The organism is Streptomyces sp. NPDC029139 (assembly GCF_055564335.1).
Genome location: NZ_JBVHWN010000004.1, coordinates 541,654 through 560,299 on the forward strand (window position 1 = coordinate 541,654; position 18,646 = coordinate 560,299).

An 18,646-nucleotide genomic window follows, 5' to 3' on the forward strand; every position below is an offset into this window, starting at 1 on the left:
CCGACCGGCACGGAAGCACGGAGCCGGGGGCGGGGCGGTGACCCGGCTCCGACCCCGGTCACCGCCCCGTTCATCCACCTTCCCCGCTCAGCGCGTCGCGCGCCACGCGGGGAGCGCCGAGGCCGCGACGGCGACCACCGCGCACGTACCCGCCGCGGTCCCGACCGCGGCCCAGGGCACGGACAGGGCCACCGGCGCGGACAGCGCCGCGAGTCCCGCCCCCAGCACCGCCAGACCGACCGCCGTCACCGCGAGGCCGAGGACCGCCCCTATCGCCACGGCCAGGGCCGCCTCGCCCGTGACGACGCGCAGGATCTGCGCGCGCGTGGCGCCGGCCAGCCGGAGCGAGGCCAGCTCCCCGCCCCGTACCGACGTCGCCATCAGCAGCGTGTTGGCGAGCGCGATCACGGTGTAGACGAGCGCGATGCCGAGGACCAGGAGCAGCCCCAGACGGGTCTCGCGGCTGGTCGTGGGGTGGGTGGCGGCGGCCCACTCCTCCACCGTGCGCACCGTGCCGCCCGCCGCCGCGAGGGTCCCCGCGTCGGCCGCCTCGATCCGGTCCACCGCAGCGCCCGGGGCGTTCGCCCGGGTCACGTACGGCCCGTTGTCGCCCGTCCCGCGCGCGAGGACGGCCACGACCCGCAGCCGTACCGGCCCGCTGCCGTCCGCGAGCCAGACGTCGACCCGCTCGCCGACCGTCCGCCGTTCCCACTCCTCGTCGACCACGATGGAGCGGTCGTCGAGGTCCCGTACGTCCCCCGCCACCACCGGCAGCCGGGCCAGGTCGGCGAACGCCGCCGGGTCCGAGACCGCCCGGGCCCCGTACTTCACGAGCGCCTCGGCCCCGTCGCGTACGAAGACGGACGTGGCGCCCGTCGCCGACGCACCGGGCACCGGCCGCAGGTCCGCACCGCTCACCACCCACCGGGCCGCCGTCCGTTCCCGCGCCTCCGCCGCCTTCGCGCTCGTCACCGTCGTCGCCGCGCCCAGCAGCGAACCGGCCAGCGCGACCGTGACGAGGACGGGCGCGGCGACGGCGGCGGTACGGCGCACGGCCGCCGCGCTGTTCTCCCGTACGAGCATCCCCGTCGCTCCCGGCAGCCGCAGGGCGCGCGCCACCGGCCGGACCAGCAGTGGGGCCAGCAGCGCGACGCCGGTGATCAGCAGCATCGGAACGGTCGTGTACGTCTTCCGCTTGAGCAGTTCCGAGGGCTCGGTGGCGCACGTCCACACGAGCAGACCGGCGCCGGTCAGGAGCAGTCCCGTGCCGAGCATGGCCCGGCCGAGCGGCAGGACGTCGGTGTCGACGTCCGCCTCGCGCAGCGCGGCCGTCGGGCCGACCTTCCCGGCCCGGCGGGAGGCGGCCGCGGCCCCGGCGAGGGCGACGGCCACCCCCGTCCAGAAAGCGGTGTGCAGCGGCCAGGTCGCGGCACCGATCGTGAACCAGTCGGGGGCGAGAGCGCCGTCGACGAGCACCCGCGCCAGCCCAGGCGCAGCCCACGCGCCGAGCGCGCAGCCGGTGGCCGAGGCGAGGACCCCGACGCCCGCGGCCTCGGCGAGCAGCATCCGGCGCACCTGCCCGGGGGTGGCGCCGGCGGTGCGCAGCAGGCCGAACTCCCTTCTCCGGAGGGCGACCGCGAAGGCGAAGGTGGAGGCGACGACGAAGACGGAGACGAAGGTGGTGACGCCCCCGGCGGTGCCGAGGAGGGAGTTGAGGGCGACGAGCGCCTCGGCGTCCCGTTCGGGTTCGGGGTCGGCGAGCCGTCGTTCGTCGCCGGTGAGGACCCGGGCGCGGTCGCCGACGAGGGTACGGATCTCGGCGGCGGGGCCGTGGACGCCGACGGCGTCGGGGCCGCCGGCGCCGGTGACGGTCCAGCGGGCCCTCAGCTCACCCAGGAGTTCGGTGTCCACAGGCTGTGGACGGTCGAGCGGGCGGGAGACGGAGGCGGTGTCCGGCCCCCGCCGGACGTCGACGGTGACCGCGTCCTTCCCCTTCACGACCACCGGCACGGACGCGAACCGCTGCGGAGCCCGCTCGGGGGCGTCGAAGGTCGAGGCGAGCCCGAGGCCCATGGTGGTGAGCAGCCCGACGCCGAGGGCCAGGGCGAGGAAGCTGCCGAGGAAGGCGGCCCAGCGGGCGCGCAGCCCGGAGAGGACGACGGTCAGCACGCGAAGGCCCCCGTCCCCGGCGATGCCGCCGTTCCCGCCGTCGTCGCTGCCGCCGCCGTCGCCGTCCCTTCCGCCACCACCGTGGTCGTGGACGTCTCCAGTCCGGCCGTCCGAGCCGCGACCGCCTCCGCCGTGGGCGCGTACAGCTCCCCCTCCACCCGTCCGTCGACCAGGAAGACCACCCGGTCCGCCCGCGCCGCCGCCACCGGATCGTGCGTCACCATGACGATCGTCTGGCCGTCCCGGTCCACCAGCTCCCGCAGCATCGTCAGCACCTCGCGGCTGGTGGTGGAGTCCAGCGCACCGGTCGGTTCGTCCCCGAAGAGCACCGCGGGCCGGGTGATCAGCGCCCGGGCGATCGCCACGCGTTGCTGCTGTCCGCCGGACAGCTCCCCGGGGCGGTGCTTCTCCCGTCCGCCGAGCCCGACCCGCTCCAGCGCCTCCCGCACCTCGCCGCGCGACGGGCGGCGCCCGGCGAGCCGCAACGGCAGGGCCACGTTCTGCGCGGCGGTGAGCGAGGGCAGCAGGTTGAACGACTGGAAGACGAAGCCGATCCGGTCCCGCCGCAGCAGGGTCAGCCGCCGCTCGCTCAGCCCCTCCAGGGCCACCCCGCCCACCTCGACCGACCCGCCGGTCGGCCGGTCGAGGCCCGCCGCGCACCGCAGCAGCGTGGACTTGCCGGAACCCGAGGGCCCCATGACGGCGGTGAAGGTCCCGGTACGGAAGTCGAGGTCGACGCCGTCCAGGGCGCGGACGTCGCGATGGTGACGGCGAAGGTCGGTGAGGCGTACGGCGGTTGAGGTCATGGCTCAAGCGAACCGTTTCCGCGGCCGGGTCTCACGACCACTGGAGGGCGTCCAGGCGGTATGCCTGGCCCTACCCCCGGCGTACGGCCGCCCCCTCGGAGGGCACCGCCCGGAGTCCGGCCGCCCCCGTCGTACGCTCACCCCCGCCGTACGCTCGCCCCCGCCGTACGGCTATCCCTGCCGTACGGCCGCCACGAACACCTCGAGCGCGTCCAGCGGTTCGCGTCCCAGCAGTTCCCGCAGGTCGCTCTTCACCCCCGTGCCGTCCATGAAGCCGTGCGCGATCGCCGAGTACGTCCCCGTCAGCATCGGCACCTGGAAGGCCACGGCCCCGGAGGCGGCCGTCGCGGCGCGCGCCTCGGCAAGCGTGCCCGGGGCGTACTCGGCTCCGAGCGCGGCCGCCAGGTCGGGGCCGCCGAGGGGGCGTTCGCCGACGAGTTCGTAGGTGCGGCCGACGTGCCGGGCCGGGTCGGTGGCGACGGTGACCGCTGTCGCGGCGAGATCCGCGCGGGCGACGGCGGCGAGCCGGCCCTCGCCGAGGGGCCCGGTGATGCGGTTGTCGGCGTCGGGCGTGGCGATCCAGGTGAGGAACTCGGCGTAGAGGCCGTTGCGCAGGACGGTCCAGTCGACGGACGACCGCTGGAGCCGCCGCTCGGTCCAGCGGTGGGCGAGGGCGTACGGGAGGTGGTCGCCGTCGCCGGAGAGACTGGTGTAGACGATGTGGCCGATCCCGGCCCGCTCGGCGGCGGAGATGGCGGCCTCGTGACGGGCGATGACGGTGTCGTCCTCCCCGTAACCGGCGGAGATCAGCAGCAGGGTGTCCACCCCGGCGAAGGCCCCCGGCAGAGTGGCCGGGTCGTCGAAGTCGACGAGGCGGGTGCCGGGCAGCCCGGCACGGGTTCCGAGGACGACGTCGTCACGGCCGGTGAGGCGTTCCGCGACGAGTCGGCCGAGACCCCCCGAGACACCGGTGACGAGCAGCATGATTCCCCCTGATTTCGTGATCGTGTGCGGTGAGGATCATTCTGGTCGGGGCGCGCGGATCCCGTAAGGAGGCACATTCATGTCAGCGGGGCACACGGAGGTAACCACCGAGCCGGTGGTGAGCTGCGCGGAGGAGTGCGGAGTACGGGACGTGCAGGACCGGCTCGGCGACAAGTGGACGGTCCATGTGGTGGTCGAACTGGCCGCGGGGCCGCGTCGCTTCCGGGAGCTGCAGCGGCTCGTCACCGGCATCTCGCAGCGGATGCTGACGCTCACCCTGCGCCGCCTGGAGCGGGACGGGCTGGTGACGCGGACGGTGCACCCGACGACGCCGCCGCAGGTGGAGTACGCGCTGACGGCGACCGGCCACAGCATGACCCACCTGATCAAGCAGCTGATCGACTGGTCGCTCGACCACCGCGCGGTGATCGGTCGGGCGCGTGAGGAATGGGACGCGAGGCAGTCGTGAGCACGACGGTCGAGAGGGCCTTCGAGGCCCTGTACACGGACGACGACACGGCCCTGGACACGGCGGCGTCCCTGCTCGCCTCGGACCGGGCGGCGGACGCGGAACTGACGCGCCGCGGCGAGGAGTTCGTGCGGCGGGCGTGGGAGCGGGGCTGGCAGCCGGCCGATGTCGTACGGCTGGTGCGGCGGGATCTGGCGGAGGAGCACGTCAGGCTCGCGGGCGCTCTGATGACCTCGGAGACCCGGCGCTACGCCCGCCTGCCGTCGCGCTGGGCGGCGCAGCTCGCCGACCTGGACACCACCCCCGTCCGCGCGGACCGCTTCTCCTCGGCGACGACCTGCCTGGAGCTGTACCGCCTGCTGGTCAGGCTGCCGTCCCTGGAACCCGTGGGCGCGGTCCCGGGCGACGCGCTGCCCGCCGCGGTGGCGGGGGAGCCCCGGATGCTGACCCGGGTGCGGGCCCTGCTGGCGAAGGCGGAGGCGACGGGTTATCCGGAGGAGGCGGAGGCGCTGACGGCCAAGGCGCAGGAGCTGATGGCCCGCCACAGCCTGGACGAGGCGGCCCTCGCGGCACGGGGGGAGACGCGAGACACGCCGGGGGCGATCCGGATCGGGGTGGAGCCGCCGTACGAGCAGGCCAAGGCGATCCTGCTGGACGCGGTGGCGGCGGCGAACCACTGCCGGGCCGTGTGGAACGAGGCGTACGCCTTCTCGACGGTCGTCGGTTTCGAGGCGGACCTGGACCCGGTGGAGCTGCTGTACACCTCGCTCCTGGTCCAGGGCACGGCGGCGATGACGCGGGCGGAGGCGGAACAGCGGGCGGGCGGCCGGAAGCGTACGAAGTCCTTCCGGCAGTCGTTCCTGCTGGCCTACGCCAACCGCCTGGGCGCCCGGCTGGCCTCGACCTCCCGGCGGGTGGCGTCCGAGACGCCGACGCTGCTTCCGGCGCTGGCTTCGCGCGAGGTCGCGGTCACGTCGCGCACGGACGAACTGTTCCCTCGGACGCGCACCACGCGCGTCCGCGCGATGTGGGACGAGGCGGGCTGGACCCACGGCACGACAGCCGCCGACCGGGCGGGCCTGTCGGGCCCCCACCGGGCGGTGGAGGACCGCCAGTGACGCGGCGGCCCGCACCGGCCGACCCGGGCGGCGGCCGACGCGGCCCCCGCGCCCCCGCCCGCCCGGAGCGGCGCGAGGCGGTGACCGCCCGCGCCCCCCGCGCCCCCGCCCGTTCCCGAGCGGCGCGAACGGCGGGAGGCAGGGCCGCGAGGGCCGGCCGTCACGTCTGGTCGGTCGTAAGGGCCGGCCGCCCGGGTCGGTCGTGAGGTTCAGCCGATCGCCAGCGGGGCTTCCGGTGCGAGCTTCGCCGCGATGCGCTCGGCGACCTCCTGGGCCATGTTGCCCTCGGGTGTGTTCGCCGTCTTGGTGGCGGAGACCGCGATCGCGAGGCGCTTGGACGGGAGATACGCCTGGATCGCCGCGTAGCCCGAGAACGACGGGTTCTGGAGCACCCACCCGTTGATCACGATGACACCGAGACCGAAGTGCTTGGCCTCGGTCTGCTTCAGACAGATCGAGGCGGGGCAGGTGGCGGTCGCGCCGCCGAGGCCGACCGTGCCCGGGTCGAGCAGGGTGCGGTAGGAGCGGGGCGAGAGGAGTTCACCGCTGCCGATGGCCTGCGCCGAGCGGGCGAGGTCACAGATGTGGGTGGTGATGACCGCGCCGGGAGCGGTGGTCCACGACGGGTTCCAGAAGGTGGACTCCTCGTACAGGCCGCGCTCGGACGTGAAGGCGTGCAGGACCGGACGCGGGATCTCGGAAGTGAAGTTGTTCCGGGTGTCGTGGAGACCCAGCGGACCCCAGACCCGCTGCTTCAGGAGGACGTCGATCCGCGTGCCCGTGATCTTCTCCAGCGCCTGGATCAGGAACACGTAGTTGGCGTGCGAGTAGCTCCAGTTGGTGCCCGGCGCGTACCAGAAGGGGTGGCTCAGGGGGAAGGCGACCAACTCCCGCGGGGTCCACTGGCGGAACGGGTCCGCCTCCAGCTGCGCCCCGAAGGCGGGGTCGGTGACGTAGTCGTGGAGGCCGGTGGTGTTGTTGGCCAGCATCCGCAGGGTGATCTTGTCCGCGTCGGGCAGGCGCGGCAGCCAGCGCTCGACGGTGTCGTCGAGGCGGACCTTCCCCTCCTCGACCAGCTGGAGGAGGGCGGTGGCGATGTGGGCGAAGGCCACGGAGCCGGCGCGGAAGTGCATGTTCGGCTCGGCCGGGACGTTGGTCATGGACTCGCCGAGCGCGTCGGTGACGACCTCCTGCCCGTCGACGGTGACCCGCAGCTCCACGGACTTCAGACGGAGGTCGGCCTTGGCCTCGCGGGTGATGTCGAGGATCCGGCGGGCCTGGTCGCCGAGGCGGCCCTCGGTCCGCACGCAGTCGCGTCCGCCACGACCGCCGGGGCCGTCGGGGCCTCCGGCGAAAGCGGGTGCGGAGGCGGTGGTCTGGGCCGTGACGGCGAGGAGGGCGGCGCAGAGGAGGGCCGTGCGGGCGCCCGCACGACCGCGCGGGCGCGGGCGCGTGGCGAAGAGGATGCGTCTCATGCCCGCACTATGTCCGGAGGATCTGCGACAAATTCGCTGAACACACCGCAAAGAGGGGCAGACGTGCCCGGTTGCCGGAGGGCGGCACCCGAACGCTCCCGGCCCGCTCCATCCCGGCCCCCGCCCCCTCCCGGCCCCCGCCCCCTCCCGGCCCCCGGCCCCACCCCCCTCCCGGCCCCCTCCGTCCCGGCCCCTCCACCGCACCCCCCTGCTCGCGGCCGCCCCGGGCCGGCCTGTGTGGTTGCGGTGGATTTGTCCGAGTCCGTCGATACGCTCGGGCCATGAGCTGGCTCCGCGCCCTGAAGGACACCGCCCGCGCGGGCCTCTCCGTCGAGCGGCGGCGGCTCCAACCCCTCGTCGCCGCCCGCGCCGCCCTCGGCCTCGCCCTCGTCGTCGGCACCGCCCTCGCACTCTTCGGGCCCGGCGTCGCCGTCTCCTCCGCGTTCGGCGCGTTCCAGGCCGCCATCGCCACCTTCCAGCGGTCCTGGCGCCCCCGTCCCACCCTCGCCCTCGCCTCCGGCGCCAGTCTCGCCGTCTCCACCTTCCTCGGCTACGTCACGAACGCCGGCGCCCAACCCGCCCTCTTCACCGGTCTGCTCGCCCTCTGGACCTTCCTCGCCGGCCTCGCCTGGGCCGCGGGCCCGACCGTCGGCATCATCGCGTCCTCCAACGTCGCGATGATGCTGATCACCGTCACCCTCCCCACCTCCGTCGCCGAAGCCGCCGGCCACGCCGCCATGATCGCCGTCGGCGGACTCGTCCAGGCCGCCCTCGTCGTCCTGCTCCCGGTCCGCCGCTGGGGTGCCCAGCGCGACGCCCTCGCCGACGCGCTCGCCGCCGAGGCGGACTACGCCCGGCGCCTGCGCCGGGACCCGATCGCCGCCTTCGACCCCGTCCCGCTCATGACCGCCCGCAGCGCCGCCGCCGTCACCGCCCGGCAGGCCCGCCGCCGCCCCGCCGAGCTGCACGGCGCCCGCGGTCTCGCCGAGCGGATCCGTCCCGTTCTGGCCTCCCTCGCCGACCCGGCCGTCGGCGCCTCCGCCGAGGGACCCGAGCGCGACCGGGTCCGCGAGCTGCTCGCCGCCGCCGGAGCCGTACTCGACGCCGCCGCCCACGCCATCCGGCACGGTGAACCCGTCGACCTGCCGCCCGCCGCCGTCGCCGCCCTCCGCACCCCCGACACCGGCGCGATCCTCAGCGGTCCTCCCCGCCGCGCCGCCGTCCGCCTCGCCGCGCTCCTCGGCGACGTCGTGGAGACCGCCGAGCCCCGCGCCGAGACCGCCGCCGACGCCCGCTCCCGCCCCACCCTCCTCAGCCTCACGCCCGAGGTCGCGGCCCGCATGCGCGCCGCACTGCGCCGCGACTCGCCGATCCTGCGCCACGCCGTCCGCGTCACCACGGTCACGACCGCCGGGTACGTCCTCGGCTCCGCGCTCCCCCTGGGCCACGGCTACTGGGCCCCGATGGCCTCCGTGATGGTCATGCGCCCGGACTTCTCGCAGACGTACGCGCGTTCCGTCGCCCGCTTCGGGGGCACCCTCGTCGGCGTGGCCCTCGCCACCGCCATCGTCCAGGGCGCGCATCCGGACATGTACTTCTCCGCGGCACTCTCCGTCCTGTGCGCCTTCGGGATGTACCTGCTGATGCGCACGGGATACGCCGTCAGCCAGGTCTGCGTCGCCGCGTACGTCGTCTTCCTGCTCGGCGTGGGCGGTTCGGAGTGGACGCAGACCGTCTTCGAGCGCGTGGTCCTGACCCTCCTGGGCGGGATGCTCGCCATGCTCGCGTACGCCGTCTACCCGGCCTGGGAGACGCCCCGGCTACGAGGCCGGCTCGCCGACTGGCTGGCGGCGGGCGGCCGCTACGCCGCCTCCGCCGTCGCGCGCCACGCGAACCCGTCCGGCGCGGCCGGCCCCGATGTCCGCGCGGCGCTCCTGGAGGCCCGCGAGGCACGGATCGCCTGGCAGGAGGCGCTGGACCGGGCGACCCACGAGCCGGTGCGCCACCGCGGTCTCTCGCGGGAGGCGGCGGACGAGGCCGGGCACGCCCTCGCCCAGTTCGGCAGGGTCGCGATGCTCGTGGAGGCGCACCTCCCCGAGCGAGGCGCCCCGCGCGAGCCCGCCGCCGCGACGCTCGCCGAGGCGCTGCGCCGGGCGACGGAGCGGGGCGCGAAGGCGGTACGGGAGCGGAAGGTGCCTGACTGGGACGAGGTACGGACCACGCTCGCCACCTGGCAGCCGCCCCAGGACCCTCTCCTGCGCACCAGCGCGCCCCTCCTCCTGGAAGCCCTGGACGCCTTCTCCCGGGCCCTCTCCGTGGACCAGCCCCCGCGGCGGAAGGGCTGAACCTCACGCGAGGGGCCGCTACCAGGACGCCTTGCGCACCCCCGGCAGGAACCCCGCGTGCGCCTGCTCCCGCAGGCGTACGCGCGAGATGCCGAACGTGCGCAGGTACCCGCGCGGCCGGCCGTCCACCGCGTCGCGGTTGCGTACCCGCGTGGCGCTCGCGTCCCGCGGCTGACGCCGCAACTCCCGCATCGCCGCCTCGCGTTCGGCGTCCGGAGTGGAGGGCCTGCGGATGATCTCCTTCAGCTCGGCCCGCCGTTCGGCGTACCGCTCCACGACGTTCTTCCGCCGTTCGTTGCGCGCGATCTTGCTCTTCTTCGCCATCAGACCTTGACCCCCCGCGCGCGGATCCGGGCCACCGCGGCCTCGATCCCGATCGTGTCGACGGTCTTGATCGCGCGGGCGCTCAGCGTCAGCCGGACGTACCGGCCCTCGCCGGGCAGCCAGTAGCGCTTCTTCTGGATGTTCGGGTCGAAGCGCCGTGACGTTCGGCGGTGCGAGTGCGAGACGCGGTTGCCGAATCCGGGCTGTGTGCCGGTCAGCTGGCAGTGGGCGGACAAGGGTGATCTACCTCTCCGAGCGCTTGTTGGTAATGGGAACCATGTTCATTTACTCTACACACCATGGCCCGCAACGAACTCCGCCCGATCATCAAACTCAGGTCCACCGCCGGCACCGGCTACACCTACGTCACCCGCAAGAACCGCCGGAACGACCCCGACCGCCTCACCCTGCGCAAGTACGACCCGGTCGCCGGCCGTCACGTCGACTTCCGAGAGGAGCGCTGAGCACCCGATGCAGCACGACATCCACCCCCCGTACGGCCCGATCGTCTTCCGCGACAAGGCCGGCGGCTTCGCCTTCCTCACCCGCTCCACGCTGACCAGCGAGAAGACGGTCGAGTGGGAGGACGGCAACAGCTACCCCGTCGTCGACGTCGAGATCTCCTCCGCGAGCCACCCCTTCTACACCGGCACCGCGCGCGTCCTCGACACCGCCGGCCGGGTGGAGCGCTTCGAGAAGCGTTACGGACGGCGCGAGGCTCGCTGATGTCCGCAGGCCTCTCCGTCGCCCTGGTCGGAGGGCTCCACTCCGACGCCCGCCGCGCCGCCGTGGACCGGCTCCTCGCCACCGTCCCCGGCAGCGTCGCGCTCCATCACGACCTCGCGACGGCCCCGGCGACCGGAACGGTCGCCCGTACCGTCCGCGACGCCACCGGTGTCCTGTCCCGCGACGAGACCCCGCTGGTCAACGACTGTGCCTGCTGCGCCCTGCGCGAGGACCTCGTCCCCGAGCTGGAACGGCTCGCCGACAGCGCCTCCGGAGGGCCGCCCCGGCTCGCCGTCGTCGAGCTCTGGGACTCGGTCGAACCCAAGGCGATGGCCGAGGTCGTCGCCGCGGCCGGGCTCCGGCTCACCGCCGTGATGACCGCCGTCGACCCGGCCCTCGTCCTGCCCTACCTGGGCAACGGCGACGACCTCGCGGACGCGGGGCTCGCCGCGGCGGCCACCGACCAGCGGACCGTCGCCGACACCTGGGCGCGCCAGCTCGAATACGCGCCCGTGCTGGCCGTCGTGGACAGCCCCGACGCCGACGACGAGGACCGCGCGCTCCTCGCCCAGCTCCACCCGACCGCCCGCCAGGTCCCCGTCGGGTCCGGTACGGAGCTGGCCTCCGCCGCGCTCGCCGGCTTCGACGTCGAGGCCGCCGCGGCCGCCCAGCACCCCGCCTGCGCGCTGCTGCCCCAGGAGGCCGACCAGAGTGGGGTCACCACCTACGTCTGGCACCACACGCGCCCCTTCCACCCCGAGCGGCTCTACGCGGCCCTGGAAGACCTGACCTGCGCCGCGGCCCGCAGCCGCGGCCGGTTCTGGCTCGCCGACAAGCCCGACACCCTGCTCCACTGGGACGCGGCGGGCGGCGCGCTCTGCGTCGAGAGCGCCGGTCCGTGGCTGGCCTCGCTGCCCGACGCCGCCTGGGACATGGTCCCGCCGATCCGCCGGGCCGCCGCCGCCCTGGACTGGCACCCGGAGCACGGCGACCGCTGCCAGCACCTTGTCTTCACCTCGCCCGGCCTGGACCGCGAGGGCCTGGCCGAGGTCCTCGACTCCTGCCTGCTCACCGACGCCGAGTACGCCGCCGGGCGCGAGGCGTGGAAACGGCTCCCACCCGCCTTCGACAACCTCCTGGAGGTCTGACCCGTGCCCCCCAAGTCCCCCCGCAAGCCCGCCAAGCCGCGCCCGAACCCCCTGGACCGCGACGGCATCACGTACATCGACTACAAGGACACCGATCTGCTGCGGAAGTTCATCTCCGACCGGGGGAAGATCCGCGGCCGTAGGGTGACCCGGGTGAGCGCGCGGCAGCAGCGCCAGATCGCCCGGGCCGTCAAGAACGCCCGGGAGATGGCACTCTTGCCTTACTCGTCGGTAGCGCGCTGAGTGCAGGCAGTCGCGTAGTCGCTACGCCACGCCGCGTGCACGTGCATCTGCTCATGCATGGGCATATGAACACAGCTATGATCCGAGGAAGTTGACACCTGCACCAGGCATCTCGGGGAGCTACCAGTGCATCATGCGCATCACGCGTACAACGGCATGGCGGCCACGGAGCTTCGCGGTGTCGTGTGGCAGAAGAGTCGGCACAGCAACTCCCAGGGGTCCTGCGTCGAGTTCGCCAAGCTGCCGGGTGGCAACGTTGCCGTGCGCAACTCGCGCCACCCCGACGGCCCCGCTCTCGTCTACACGCCCGCCGAGATAGAGGCGCTGCTGCTCGGGGTCAAGGACGGGGAGTTCGACCACCTCGTGTGAGGCGGGACCCGGGAGACGGGGACGCACGAAGGGCCCCGGCATCGGCGCCGGGGCCCTTCGTACGTCCCCGTCTCACTCCGGCCCGAGCCGGAACAGCGCCCAGACCACCTTGCCCCGGAGCGTCCCGGCCAGCGGGTGCCATCCCCAGCCGTCGCTGAACGAGTCGACCAGGAACAGCCCGCGACCGGACTCCGCGGCGAAGTCCTCGTTCCCCTCGCGCGCCTCCGGGCTCCGGTGGCTCGGGTCGCGCACCGCGCACACCAGGCGGCCCGTCCAGCGCATCAGGTGCAGACGGACCGGGGAGGCGTGCCGGCCGTCCTCCTCCTGCGCGGCGCCCGACGGCAGCGCGTGCCGAAGAGCGTTGGTGACGAGTTCGGAGACGACCAGGGCCACGTCGTCGAAGCGTTCGTTCAGCTCCCACTGCGCGAGCGTCGACTGCGTGAACTTCCGTGCGCCGCGCACCGCTTCGTGACGCGGGGGCAGGGCGCAGGAGGCGGAGGTGGAGACGGCGGCGGGATCGATCGGTGGAAGCCCCTGCCGTAACGGCTCGAGCACGGTCGATCCATTCGTCCCCATGCGAGGCACTCCCGGGAATCGCGACTGTGGTGCGACAACACGAACGAGTACGCGGCTGCGCGGGGTCCATGGTTCCGAATGCGACCAAGGGATGCAAGGGCAGATGCACGTGCACGCGCCGGACCTGTCCCTCCCCGCGCCGATTCTGTGCATATCTTCTGCCGAATGATTTCGTTCTGATCAGCAAGTCGCCCTGAACTTGCCGCCTTTGCGTAATCGAATGTGTACGCGCTGAAGCGTTTAGTGGCAGAATCCGGGGGCCCGAGACCGCGAAGGAGAGGCTGGAGCCGTGACCGCAGTCGAATCGAGCGGAGCGAGCGGGAGCGTGGTGCGGCGCATCCTGCTGGGTTCGCAGCTGAGGCGGTTGCGCGAATCGCGCGGCATCACCCGCGAGGCGGCCGGCTACTCGATCCGCGCCTCCGAATCCAAGATCAGCCGCATGGAGTTGGGACGGGTGAGCTTCAAGGCCAGGGACGTCGAGGACCTGCTCACGCTCTACGGCGTCAGTGACGAGACCGAGCGCGGCTCGCTCCTCGGGCTCGCCCGCGAGGCCAACGTGGCCGGGTGGTGGCACAGTTTCGGCGACGTGCTGCCCGGCTGGTTCCAGACGTACATCGGCCTGGAGGGCGCCGCCTCCCTGATCCGCGTCTACGAGGTCCAGTTCGTCCACGGCCTGCTGCAGACCGAGGCGTACGCGCACGCCGTCGTCACCCGCGGCATGCCCGACGCCCCGCGCGCCGAGATCGAGCGCCGCGTCGCGCTGCGCCTGGAGCGCCAGAAGGTGCTCGTCTCCGAGCGCTCCCCTCAGCTCCACGCCGTCCTGGACGAGGCCGCCCTGCGCCGCCCGTACGGCGACCGGGCCGTGATGCGGGGGCAGTTGCGCCACCTGATCGAGATCTCCGAGCATCCCCACGTGACGCTCCAGGTCATGCCGTTCAGCTTCGGCGGCCACGCCGGTGAGAGCGGCGCCTTCACGATGCTGAGCTTCCCCGAGTCCGACCTCTCCGACGTCGTCTACCTGGAGCAGCTCACCAGCGCTCTCTACGTCGACAAGCGCGAGGAGGTCGCCCAGTACGCACGCGTGATGGAGCGGCTGCGCGAGGACAGTCCCGATCCGGCCGAAAGTCGCGATCTTCTCCGGGGTCTCCTTCAACTCTCCTAGGACATCAGTACGATGACGTGGCATCAGGCGCCAGGAACGCCAGGCGTCACCCTCGTCACCGTCGCCACAGAGTCCGCCACCGCGGGTTAAGGGGTCTCGTACATGTCCTACTTCACCGACCTGGCCCACCAGTACATCGACGGCGAGTGGAAGCCCGGCAGCGGCTCGTGGGACATCATCGACTTCAACCCCTACACCGGGGAGAAGCTCGCCTCGATCACGGTCGCCACCGCCGACGAGGTCGACCGCGCCTACCGGTCCGCCGAGCGGGCCCAGCGCGCGTGGGCCGAGACCAACCCGTACACCCGCCGGCTCGTCTTCGAGCGCGCGCTGCGGATCGTCGAGGAGCGCGAGCAGGAGATCGGCGACACGATCGTCGCGGAGCTCGGCGGCACCCGCCTGAAGGCGGCCTTCGAGCTGCACCTCGCCAAGGAGTTCCTGCGTGAGGCCATCCAGCTGGCGCTGCGCCCCGAGGGCCGGATCCTGCCCTCCCCGGTCGACGGCAAGGAGAACCGGGTCTACCGCCTCCCGGTCGGGGTCGTCGGCGTCATCTCCCCCTTCAACTTCCCCTTCCTCCTGTCGATCAAGTCGGTCGCCCCGGCGCTCGCGCTGGGCAACGCCGTCGTCCTCAAGCCGCACCAGAACACTCCGATCTGCGGCGGCACGCTCGTCGCGAAGGTGCTCGAGGACGCCGGCCTGCCGGCCGGACTCCTGAACGTCGTCGTCACCGACATCGCCGAGATCGGCGACGCGCTGCTGACCCACCCGGTCCCGAAGGTGATCTCCTTCACCGGCTCGGACAAGGTCGGCCGCCACGTGGCCACGGTCTGCGCGCAGAACTTCAAGCACGCCGTCCTCGAACTCGGCGGCAACAGCGCGCTGATCGTCCTCGAGGACGCCGACGTCGACTACGCGGTGGACGCGGCCGTCTTCAGCCGCTTCGTGCACCAGGGCCAGGTGTGCATGGCCGCCAACAGGATCCTGGTGGACCGCACGCTGGAGGCGGAGTTCACCGAGAAGTTCGTCGCCAAGGTGAAGACACTGCGCGTCGGCGACCCGGCCGACCCCGCCACGCACATCGGTCCGCTCATCAACTCCCAGCAGGCGGAGTCGGTGTCGGCGGTCGTCGAGCAGGCGGTGGCGGGGGGCGCGACGGCCCTGCTGCACGGCTCGGCGGACGGCAACGTCGTCTCCCCGTCGGTCCTGACCGGCCTCGCGGCCGACGCGCCCGTGCTGAGCCAGGAGATCTTCGGCCCGGTGGCGCTCATCGTGCCCTTCGACGGCGAGGAGGAGGCCGTGCGGATCGCCAACGACACGCCGTACGGCCTGAGCGGCGCCGTCCACACCGCTGACATCGAGCGCGGTGTACGGGTCGCCCAGCGCATCCACACCGGCATGATCCACATCAACGACGGCACGGTGGCCGACGAGCCGATCGTGCCGTTCGGCGGCGAGAAGCACTCCGGCATCGGCCGGCTGAACGGCGACGCGATGATCGACGCCTTCACGACCCAGAAGTGGATCTCGATTCAGCACGGCCGCAGCCGCTTCCCCTTTTAGGACAGTCCCTGTCCTCAAGGGTTCGTAACGTGGTGGGTGTCGGAAAGGGCGCGGACCCTCCGGCACCCATCCCCTCGTTCAGGCATGAAAGGCGGACGACCATGGTTGCTCTTGTTCCCGCGGAGGCCCAGGGTGACGAGCGCGGAGCGTTCCTCAACTTCGTCGAGGCCCAGCGGGCGGCGCTCCGGCGCGCGGCCCTCGGGCTGACCGAGGAGCAGGCGGCGAGCCGCCCCAGCGCCAGCGAGCTCAGCCTGTCCGGTCTGATCAAGCACGTCGCCGAGGTCGAACTGAACTGGCTGCGCCTGGCGCAGCAGCGGCCGAACGAGCGGCAGCGCACCCAGGAGACCTGGGACGAGGCGTTCCGGCTGACGGGGGAGGAGACGATCCCGGAGGTGCTGTCCTTCTGGGAGAGCGTCCAGAAGGAGACCGAGGCGTTCGTACGGGAGGTGCCGAGCCTGGACGACACCTTCCCGCTGCCGCCGGCGCCCTGGTTCCCCAAGGACGGCCGGGTCTCGATGCGGTGGATGCTGCTCCATCTCGTCCAGGAGATGGGCCGGCACGCCGGGCACGCGGACATCGTCCGGGAGTCCCTGGACGGCCGGACCTCCTTCGAGCTGATCGCCCAGGAGCAGCAGGCTTGACCCCGGGGCGCCACGTGTGCCCCGCGCGCCTCGTACCCTAGTCAAAATTGATTAGGGAGGTGGTGGGGATGTCGGCGATCCGGCTCCTCGTCCTGGGCGCGGTGAAGCAGCACGGCCGCGCCCACGGCTACCAGGTCCGCAACGACCTGGAGTTCTGGGGCGCGCACGAGTGGTCCAACGCCAAGCCCGGCTCGATCTACCACGCGCTCAAGCAGATGGCCAAGCAAGGTCTGCTGCGCGCGTACGAGATCGCGCCGAGCACGGCCGGCGGCCCGCCGCGCACCGAGTACGAACTGACCGGGAAGGGTACGGAGGAGTACTTCGCGCTGCTGCGCGAGGCGCTGACCACGTACGACCAGAAGATGGACGTCCTGTCGGCCGGGATCGGGTTCATCGTGGACCTCCCGCGGGCGGAGGTCGTGGAGCTGCTGCGGCGACGGGTGCGGGCGCTGGAGGAGTGGCGGACGTCCGTCACCGAGTACTACACCCCCGAGGGCGGCCCGCAGCAGCTCGGGCACATCGGCGAGATCATGCATCTCTGGGTGCACTCGGCCGACGCGGGCAAGGAGTGGACGCTCGGTCTCGTCGAGCGCATCGAGGCCGGGGCGTACTCCTTCGCGGGTGAGGGCGGGGAGCCCTTCGTGGGCGTGCTCGCCGAGGGGGAGGAGAACCCCTTCGCGACGGGGACGCCGGACGAGGGCCGCGATTAATCAAGTTTGACTAATCGAGACGAGGGGCATACGTTCCCCAGTGGTCAAATTTGACTACTGGGCTTCGTCCTGCGGGGCCCGACGGGAGGAGAGGGATGACTGACGCGATCGTCGTCGAAGGCGCGCGGAAGCGGTACGGGGACAAACCGGCGCTCGACGGTCTCGACCTGGCCGTCGCCGCCGGCACGGTGCACGGGGTGCTCGGCCCCAACGGCGCGGGCAAGACCACGACGGTGCGGATCCTGGCCACGCTGCTGCGGCACGACGAGGGCGTGGTGCGGGTGGCGGGCTTCGACGTCCGCACCCGGGCCGCCGACGTGCGGCGCAGGATCGGGTTGCTCGGTCAGCACGCGGCCGTCGACGAGGAGCTCGGCGGCCGGCAGAACCTGGAGATGTTCGGCCGGCTCCACCACCTGGGCGCCCGGCGGGCCGGCGCGCGGGCGGACGAACTCCTGGAGCGCTTCGGGCTCGCGGACACCGGCCGCAAGCCCGTCAAGCAGTACAGCGGCGGGATGCGACGCCGGCTCGACCTCGCGGCCTCGCTGGTCACCGAGCCGGACGTGCTGTTCCTCGACGAACCCACGACCGGGCTCGACCCGCGTGGCCGGGGCGAGGTGTGGGAGTCGGTGCGCTCGCTGGTCGGCGGCGGGACGACCGTCCTGCTGACCACGCAGTACCTGGAGGAGGCCGACCAGCTCGCCGACCGGATCTCGGTCGTCGACCGCGGCCGGGTCGTCGCCGAAGGCACGGCCGACGAACTCAAGGCGAAGGTCGGCGGGGACCGCATCGACGTCGTCCTGCGGGACGGGCGGCGGCTGGACGAGGCGACGAAGCTGCTGCCCGGGAGCGAGGTGAGTGTCGACCGCGACCGGCGGCGGATCAGCGCACCCGTGGCGGACCGGATGGCGGCGCTCGCCGAGACCGTACGGGCCCTGGAGGCGGCCGGGATCGAGGCGGAGGACATCGCCCTGCGCCGCCCGACCCTCGACGAGGCGTTCCTGCACCTGACCGACCGTGAGAAGGAGGTGGCGGCATGAGCGCGGCGTACGTGATGAGCGACTGCTGGACCATGACCCGGCGGGAGCTGGCGCACTGGGCACGGCAGCCGGTCCAGGTGGTCGTCGGACTCGTCTTCCCGATCATGATGCTGCTGATGTTCGGCTACCTCGTCGGCGGAGGCCGGGGCATCGAGGGCGCGTACGTCGACTTCCTCGTACCCGGCATGCTCACGCTCACGATGGTCTTCGGCCTCGAAGGCACCATGACGGCCGTCACCCAGGACCTCAACAAGGGCGTGATCGACCGCTTCCGCTCGATGCCGATGGCCGACGGCGCGGTGCTCGTGGGGCGTTCGGTCGCCGACATGCTCCAGTCCGCGGCCGGACTGCTGCTGATGATCGGCGTGGGGTACGCGATCGGCTGGCGGGTGCACGGCGGCTTCGGCGCCTTCCTCGGGGCCGTGGGGCTGCTGCTCCTGCTGCGCTTCGCGATGCTCTGGATCGGCATCTTCCTGGCGCTCGTCGCGGGCCGGGCGGAGCTGGTGCAGGCCGTACAGATCCTGGTCTGGCCGATCGGCTTCCTCTCCAACGCGTTCGCCTCGCCCGATTCCATGCCGGGGTGGCTGGGCACGGTCGTGGAGTGGAACCCGATGTCGGCGACGGCGACGGCGGTACGGGACCTCTTCGGCAACCCGGGAGGCGAACCGGGTCACGTGACGGCGGCGGTGGTGTGGCCGCTGGTGCTCCTCGCGGTCTTCTTCCCCCTGGCGGTGCGCAGGTTCAGGCGCCTCAGCTCCTGAGGATGTGGGGCGCCCCGGCCGGG

Annotated in this window: 21 protein-coding genes; 14 read left to right on the forward strand and 7 right to left on the reverse strand. The window is 73.0% G+C overall.

All coding sequences use genetic code 11. The annotated features are described in order from the left end of the window. Positions 1-87: 87 nt before the first annotated feature. The 3 genes from ACZ4VW_RS13570 to ACZ4VW_RS13580 form a co-directional block, all read right to left on the reverse strand. The gene (locus ACZ4VW_RS13570; RefSeq protein ID WP_467961687.1) at positions 88-2,169 is read right to left on the reverse strand and encodes an ABC transporter permease; all 2,082 of its coding nucleotides are present in this window, start codon (positions 2,167-2,169) and stop codon (positions 88-90) included. Further along, positions 2,163-2,975 carry an ABC transporter ATP-binding protein gene (locus tag ACZ4VW_RS13575; protein ID WP_467961689.1) on the reverse strand — a complete coding sequence of 271 codons (813 nt, stop codon included), beginning with the start codon at positions 2,973-2,975 and terminating at the stop codon, positions 2,163-2,165. The genes ACZ4VW_RS13570 and ACZ4VW_RS13575 overlap by 7 nt, the downstream gene beginning before the upstream one ends. A 171-nt stretch (positions 2,976-3,146) precedes the next feature. Beyond that, positions 3,147-3,959: an NAD(P)H-binding protein gene (locus ACZ4VW_RS13580; protein ID WP_467961691.1), complete on the reverse strand. Its 813-nt coding sequence runs from the start codon at positions 3,957-3,959 to the stop codon at positions 3,147-3,149. A 79-nt stretch (positions 3,960-4,038) separates the two neighbouring features. On the opposite strand from ACZ4VW_RS13580, the gene ACZ4VW_RS13585 reads away from it, so the two are divergent. Together ACZ4VW_RS13585 and ACZ4VW_RS13590 are read left to right on the forward strand one after the other, a co-directional pair. Continuing rightward, a complete protein-coding gene (locus ACZ4VW_RS13585; protein ID WP_467961693.1) occupies positions 4,039-4,428 on the forward strand; it encodes a winged helix-turn-helix transcriptional regulator in 390 nt (129 codons plus the stop codon). Further along, complete coding sequence (locus ACZ4VW_RS13590; protein ID WP_467961695.1) at positions 4,425-5,546, forward strand: DUF2786 domain-containing protein; 1,122 nt, start codon at positions 4,425-4,427, stop codon at positions 5,544-5,546. Before ACZ4VW_RS13585 ends, ACZ4VW_RS13590 begins: the two co-directional genes overlap by 4 nt. A 209-nt stretch (positions 5,547-5,755) precedes the next feature. Here ACZ4VW_RS13590 and ACZ4VW_RS13595 read toward each other — a convergent pair whose 3' ends face one another. Next, entirely contained in the window at positions 5,756-7,021 is a 1,266-nt protein-coding gene (locus ACZ4VW_RS13595; RefSeq protein ID WP_467961697.1) for a serine hydrolase domain-containing protein, read from the reverse strand. 281 nt (positions 7,022-7,302) lie between these two features. Between ACZ4VW_RS13595 and ACZ4VW_RS13600 the strand changes: the two genes are divergently transcribed. After that, positions 7,303-9,366 (forward strand): FUSC family protein, encoded by a 2,064-nt coding sequence (locus tag ACZ4VW_RS13600; RefSeq protein WP_467961699.1) that lies wholly within the window; start codon positions 7,303-7,305, stop codon positions 9,364-9,366. 18 nt (positions 9,367-9,384) lie between these two features. Here ACZ4VW_RS13600 and rpsN read toward each other — a convergent pair whose 3' ends face one another. Further along, the gene (gene rpsN, locus ACZ4VW_RS13605; protein ID WP_467961701.1) at positions 9,385-9,690 is read right to left on the reverse strand and encodes a 30S ribosomal protein S14; all 306 of its coding nucleotides are present in this window, start codon (positions 9,688-9,690) and stop codon (positions 9,385-9,387) included. Next, positions 9,690-9,926, reverse strand: coding sequence for a 50S ribosomal protein L28 (gene rpmB / locus ACZ4VW_RS13610; protein ID WP_467961703.1), 237 nt, complete (start codon positions 9,924-9,926; stop codon positions 9,690-9,692). Before rpmB ends, rpsN begins: the two co-directional genes overlap by 1 nt. Before the next feature lie 63 nt (positions 9,927-9,989). On the opposite strand from rpmB, the gene rpmG reads away from it, so the two are divergent. The 5 genes from rpmG to ACZ4VW_RS13635 all read left to right on the forward strand — a co-directional run bounded on the left by rpmG (position 9,990) and on the right by ACZ4VW_RS13635 (position 12,176). Continuing rightward, a complete protein-coding gene (rpmG, locus tag ACZ4VW_RS13615) occupies positions 9,990-10,154 on the forward strand; it encodes a 50S ribosomal protein L33 (protein WP_017949758.1) in 165 nt (54 codons plus the stop codon). A 7-nt stretch (positions 10,155-10,161) separates the two neighbouring features. Next, a complete protein-coding gene (locus ACZ4VW_RS13620; protein ID WP_467961705.1) occupies positions 10,162-10,416 on the forward strand; it encodes a type B 50S ribosomal protein L31 in 255 nt (84 codons plus the stop codon). Then, positions 10,416-11,564, forward strand: a complete 1,149-nt coding sequence (locus tag ACZ4VW_RS13625) for a CobW family GTP-binding protein (protein ID WP_467961707.1) — start codon at positions 10,416-10,418, stop codon at positions 11,562-11,564. The genes ACZ4VW_RS13620 and ACZ4VW_RS13625 overlap by 1 nt, the downstream gene beginning before the upstream one ends. Positions 11,565-11,567: 3 nt before the next feature. Next, positions 11,568-11,807 (forward strand): 30S ribosomal protein S18, encoded by a 240-nt coding sequence (rpsR, locus tag ACZ4VW_RS13630; protein WP_467961709.1) that lies wholly within the window; start codon positions 11,568-11,570, stop codon positions 11,805-11,807. 156 nt (positions 11,808-11,963) lie between these two features. Continuing rightward, positions 11,964-12,176 carry a DUF397 domain-containing protein gene (locus tag ACZ4VW_RS13635; protein WP_030219358.1) on the forward strand — a complete coding sequence of 71 codons (213 nt, stop codon included), beginning with the start codon at positions 11,964-11,966 and terminating at the stop codon, positions 12,174-12,176. Between the two features lie 72 nt (positions 12,177-12,248). On the opposite strand, the gene ACZ4VW_RS13640 is transcribed toward ACZ4VW_RS13635, so the two are convergent. Continuing rightward, positions 12,249-12,752, reverse strand: coding sequence for an ATP-binding protein (locus ACZ4VW_RS13640; RefSeq protein WP_467961711.1), 504 nt, complete (start codon positions 12,750-12,752; stop codon positions 12,249-12,251). A gap of 289 nt (positions 12,753-13,041) precedes the next feature. On the opposite strand from ACZ4VW_RS13640, the gene ACZ4VW_RS13645 reads away from it, so the two are divergent. The 6 genes from ACZ4VW_RS13645 (at position 13,042) to ACZ4VW_RS13670 (ending at position 18,623) form a co-directional block, all read left to right on the forward strand. Beyond that, positions 13,042-13,914: a helix-turn-helix domain-containing protein gene (locus ACZ4VW_RS13645; RefSeq protein WP_467961713.1), complete on the forward strand. Its 873-nt coding sequence runs from the start codon at positions 13,042-13,044 to the stop codon at positions 13,912-13,914. 102 nt (positions 13,915-14,016) lie between these two features. After that, entirely contained in the window at positions 14,017-15,474 is a 1,458-nt protein-coding gene (locus tag ACZ4VW_RS13650) for an aldehyde dehydrogenase family protein (protein WP_467961715.1), read from the forward strand. Between the two features lie 101 nt (positions 15,475-15,575). Continuing rightward, positions 15,576-16,115 (forward strand): DinB family protein, encoded by a 540-nt coding sequence (locus ACZ4VW_RS13655; RefSeq protein WP_467961716.1) that lies wholly within the window; start codon positions 15,576-15,578, stop codon positions 16,113-16,115. Positions 16,116-16,183: 68 nt separating this feature from the next. Beyond that, positions 16,184-16,825 (forward strand): PadR family transcriptional regulator, encoded by a 642-nt coding sequence (locus ACZ4VW_RS13660; RefSeq protein ID WP_467961718.1) that lies wholly within the window; start codon positions 16,184-16,186, stop codon positions 16,823-16,825. A gap of 95 nt (positions 16,826-16,920) precedes the next feature. Next, positions 16,921-17,862 carry an ATP-binding cassette domain-containing protein gene (locus ACZ4VW_RS13665; protein ID WP_467961720.1) on the forward strand — a complete coding sequence of 314 codons (942 nt, stop codon included), beginning with the start codon at positions 16,921-16,923 and terminating at the stop codon, positions 17,860-17,862. Further along, positions 17,859-18,623 (forward strand): ABC transporter permease, encoded by a 765-nt coding sequence (locus tag ACZ4VW_RS13670; RefSeq protein ID WP_467961722.1) that lies wholly within the window; start codon positions 17,859-17,861, stop codon positions 18,621-18,623. Before ACZ4VW_RS13665 ends, ACZ4VW_RS13670 begins: the two co-directional genes overlap by 4 nt. The last annotated feature ends 23 nt before the right edge of the window (positions 18,624-18,646 follow it).

Bases quoted from the DNA above. Each gene is read 5' to 3' on its own strand.
- rpmG (WP_017949758.1), top strand. From the start codon at position 9,990: ATGGCCCGCAACGAACTCCGCCCGATCATCAAACTCAGGTCCACCGCC.
- ACZ4VW_RS13620 (WP_467961705.1), top strand. From the start codon at position 10,162: ATGCAGCACGACATCCACCCCCCGTACGGCCCGATCGTCTTCCGCGAC.
- rpsN (WP_467961701.1), bottom strand. From the start codon at position 9,690: ATGGCGAAGAAGAGCAAGATCGCGCGCAACGAACGGCGGAAGAACGTC.
- ACZ4VW_RS13635 (WP_030219358.1), top strand. From the start codon at position 11,964: ATGGCGGCCACGGAGCTTCGCGGTGTCGTGTGGCAGAAGAGTCGGCAC.
- ACZ4VW_RS13580 (WP_467961691.1), bottom strand. From the start codon at position 3,959: ATGCTGCTCGTCACCGGTGTCTCGGGGGGTCTCGGCCGACTCGTCGCG.
- ACZ4VW_RS13660 (WP_467961718.1), top strand. From the start codon at position 16,184: ATGTCGGCGATCCGGCTCCTCGTCCTGGGCGCGGTGAAGCAGCACGGC.
- ACZ4VW_RS13595 (WP_467961697.1), bottom strand. From the start codon at position 7,021: ATGAGACGCATCCTCTTCGCCACGCGCCCGCGCCCGCGCGGTCGTGCG.
- ACZ4VW_RS13600 (WP_467961699.1), top strand. From the start codon at position 7,303: ATGAGCTGGCTCCGCGCCCTGAAGGACACCGCCCGCGCGGGCCTCTCC.
- ACZ4VW_RS13650 (WP_467961715.1), top strand. From the start codon at position 14,017: ATGTCCTACTTCACCGACCTGGCCCACCAGTACATCGACGGCGAGTGG.
- ACZ4VW_RS13625 (WP_467961707.1), top strand. From the start codon at position 10,416: ATGTCCGCAGGCCTCTCCGTCGCCCTGGTCGGAGGGCTCCACTCCGAC.
- ACZ4VW_RS13670 (WP_467961722.1), top strand. From the start codon at position 17,859: ATGAGCGCGGCGTACGTGATGAGCGACTGCTGGACCATGACCCGGCGG.
- ACZ4VW_RS13640 (WP_467961711.1), bottom strand. From the start codon at position 12,752: ATGGGGACGAATGGATCGACCGTGCTCGAGCCGTTACGGCAGGGGCTT.
- ACZ4VW_RS13575 (WP_467961689.1), bottom strand. From the start codon at position 2,975: ATGACCTCAACCGCCGTACGCCTCACCGACCTTCGCCGTCACCATCGC.
- ACZ4VW_RS13585 (WP_467961693.1), top strand. From the start codon at position 4,039: ATGTCAGCGGGGCACACGGAGGTAACCACCGAGCCGGTGGTGAGCTGC.
- ACZ4VW_RS13655 (WP_467961716.1), top strand. From the start codon at position 15,576: ATGGTTGCTCTTGTTCCCGCGGAGGCCCAGGGTGACGAGCGCGGAGCG.
- ACZ4VW_RS13665 (WP_467961720.1), top strand. From the start codon at position 16,921: ATGACTGACGCGATCGTCGTCGAAGGCGCGCGGAAGCGGTACGGGGAC.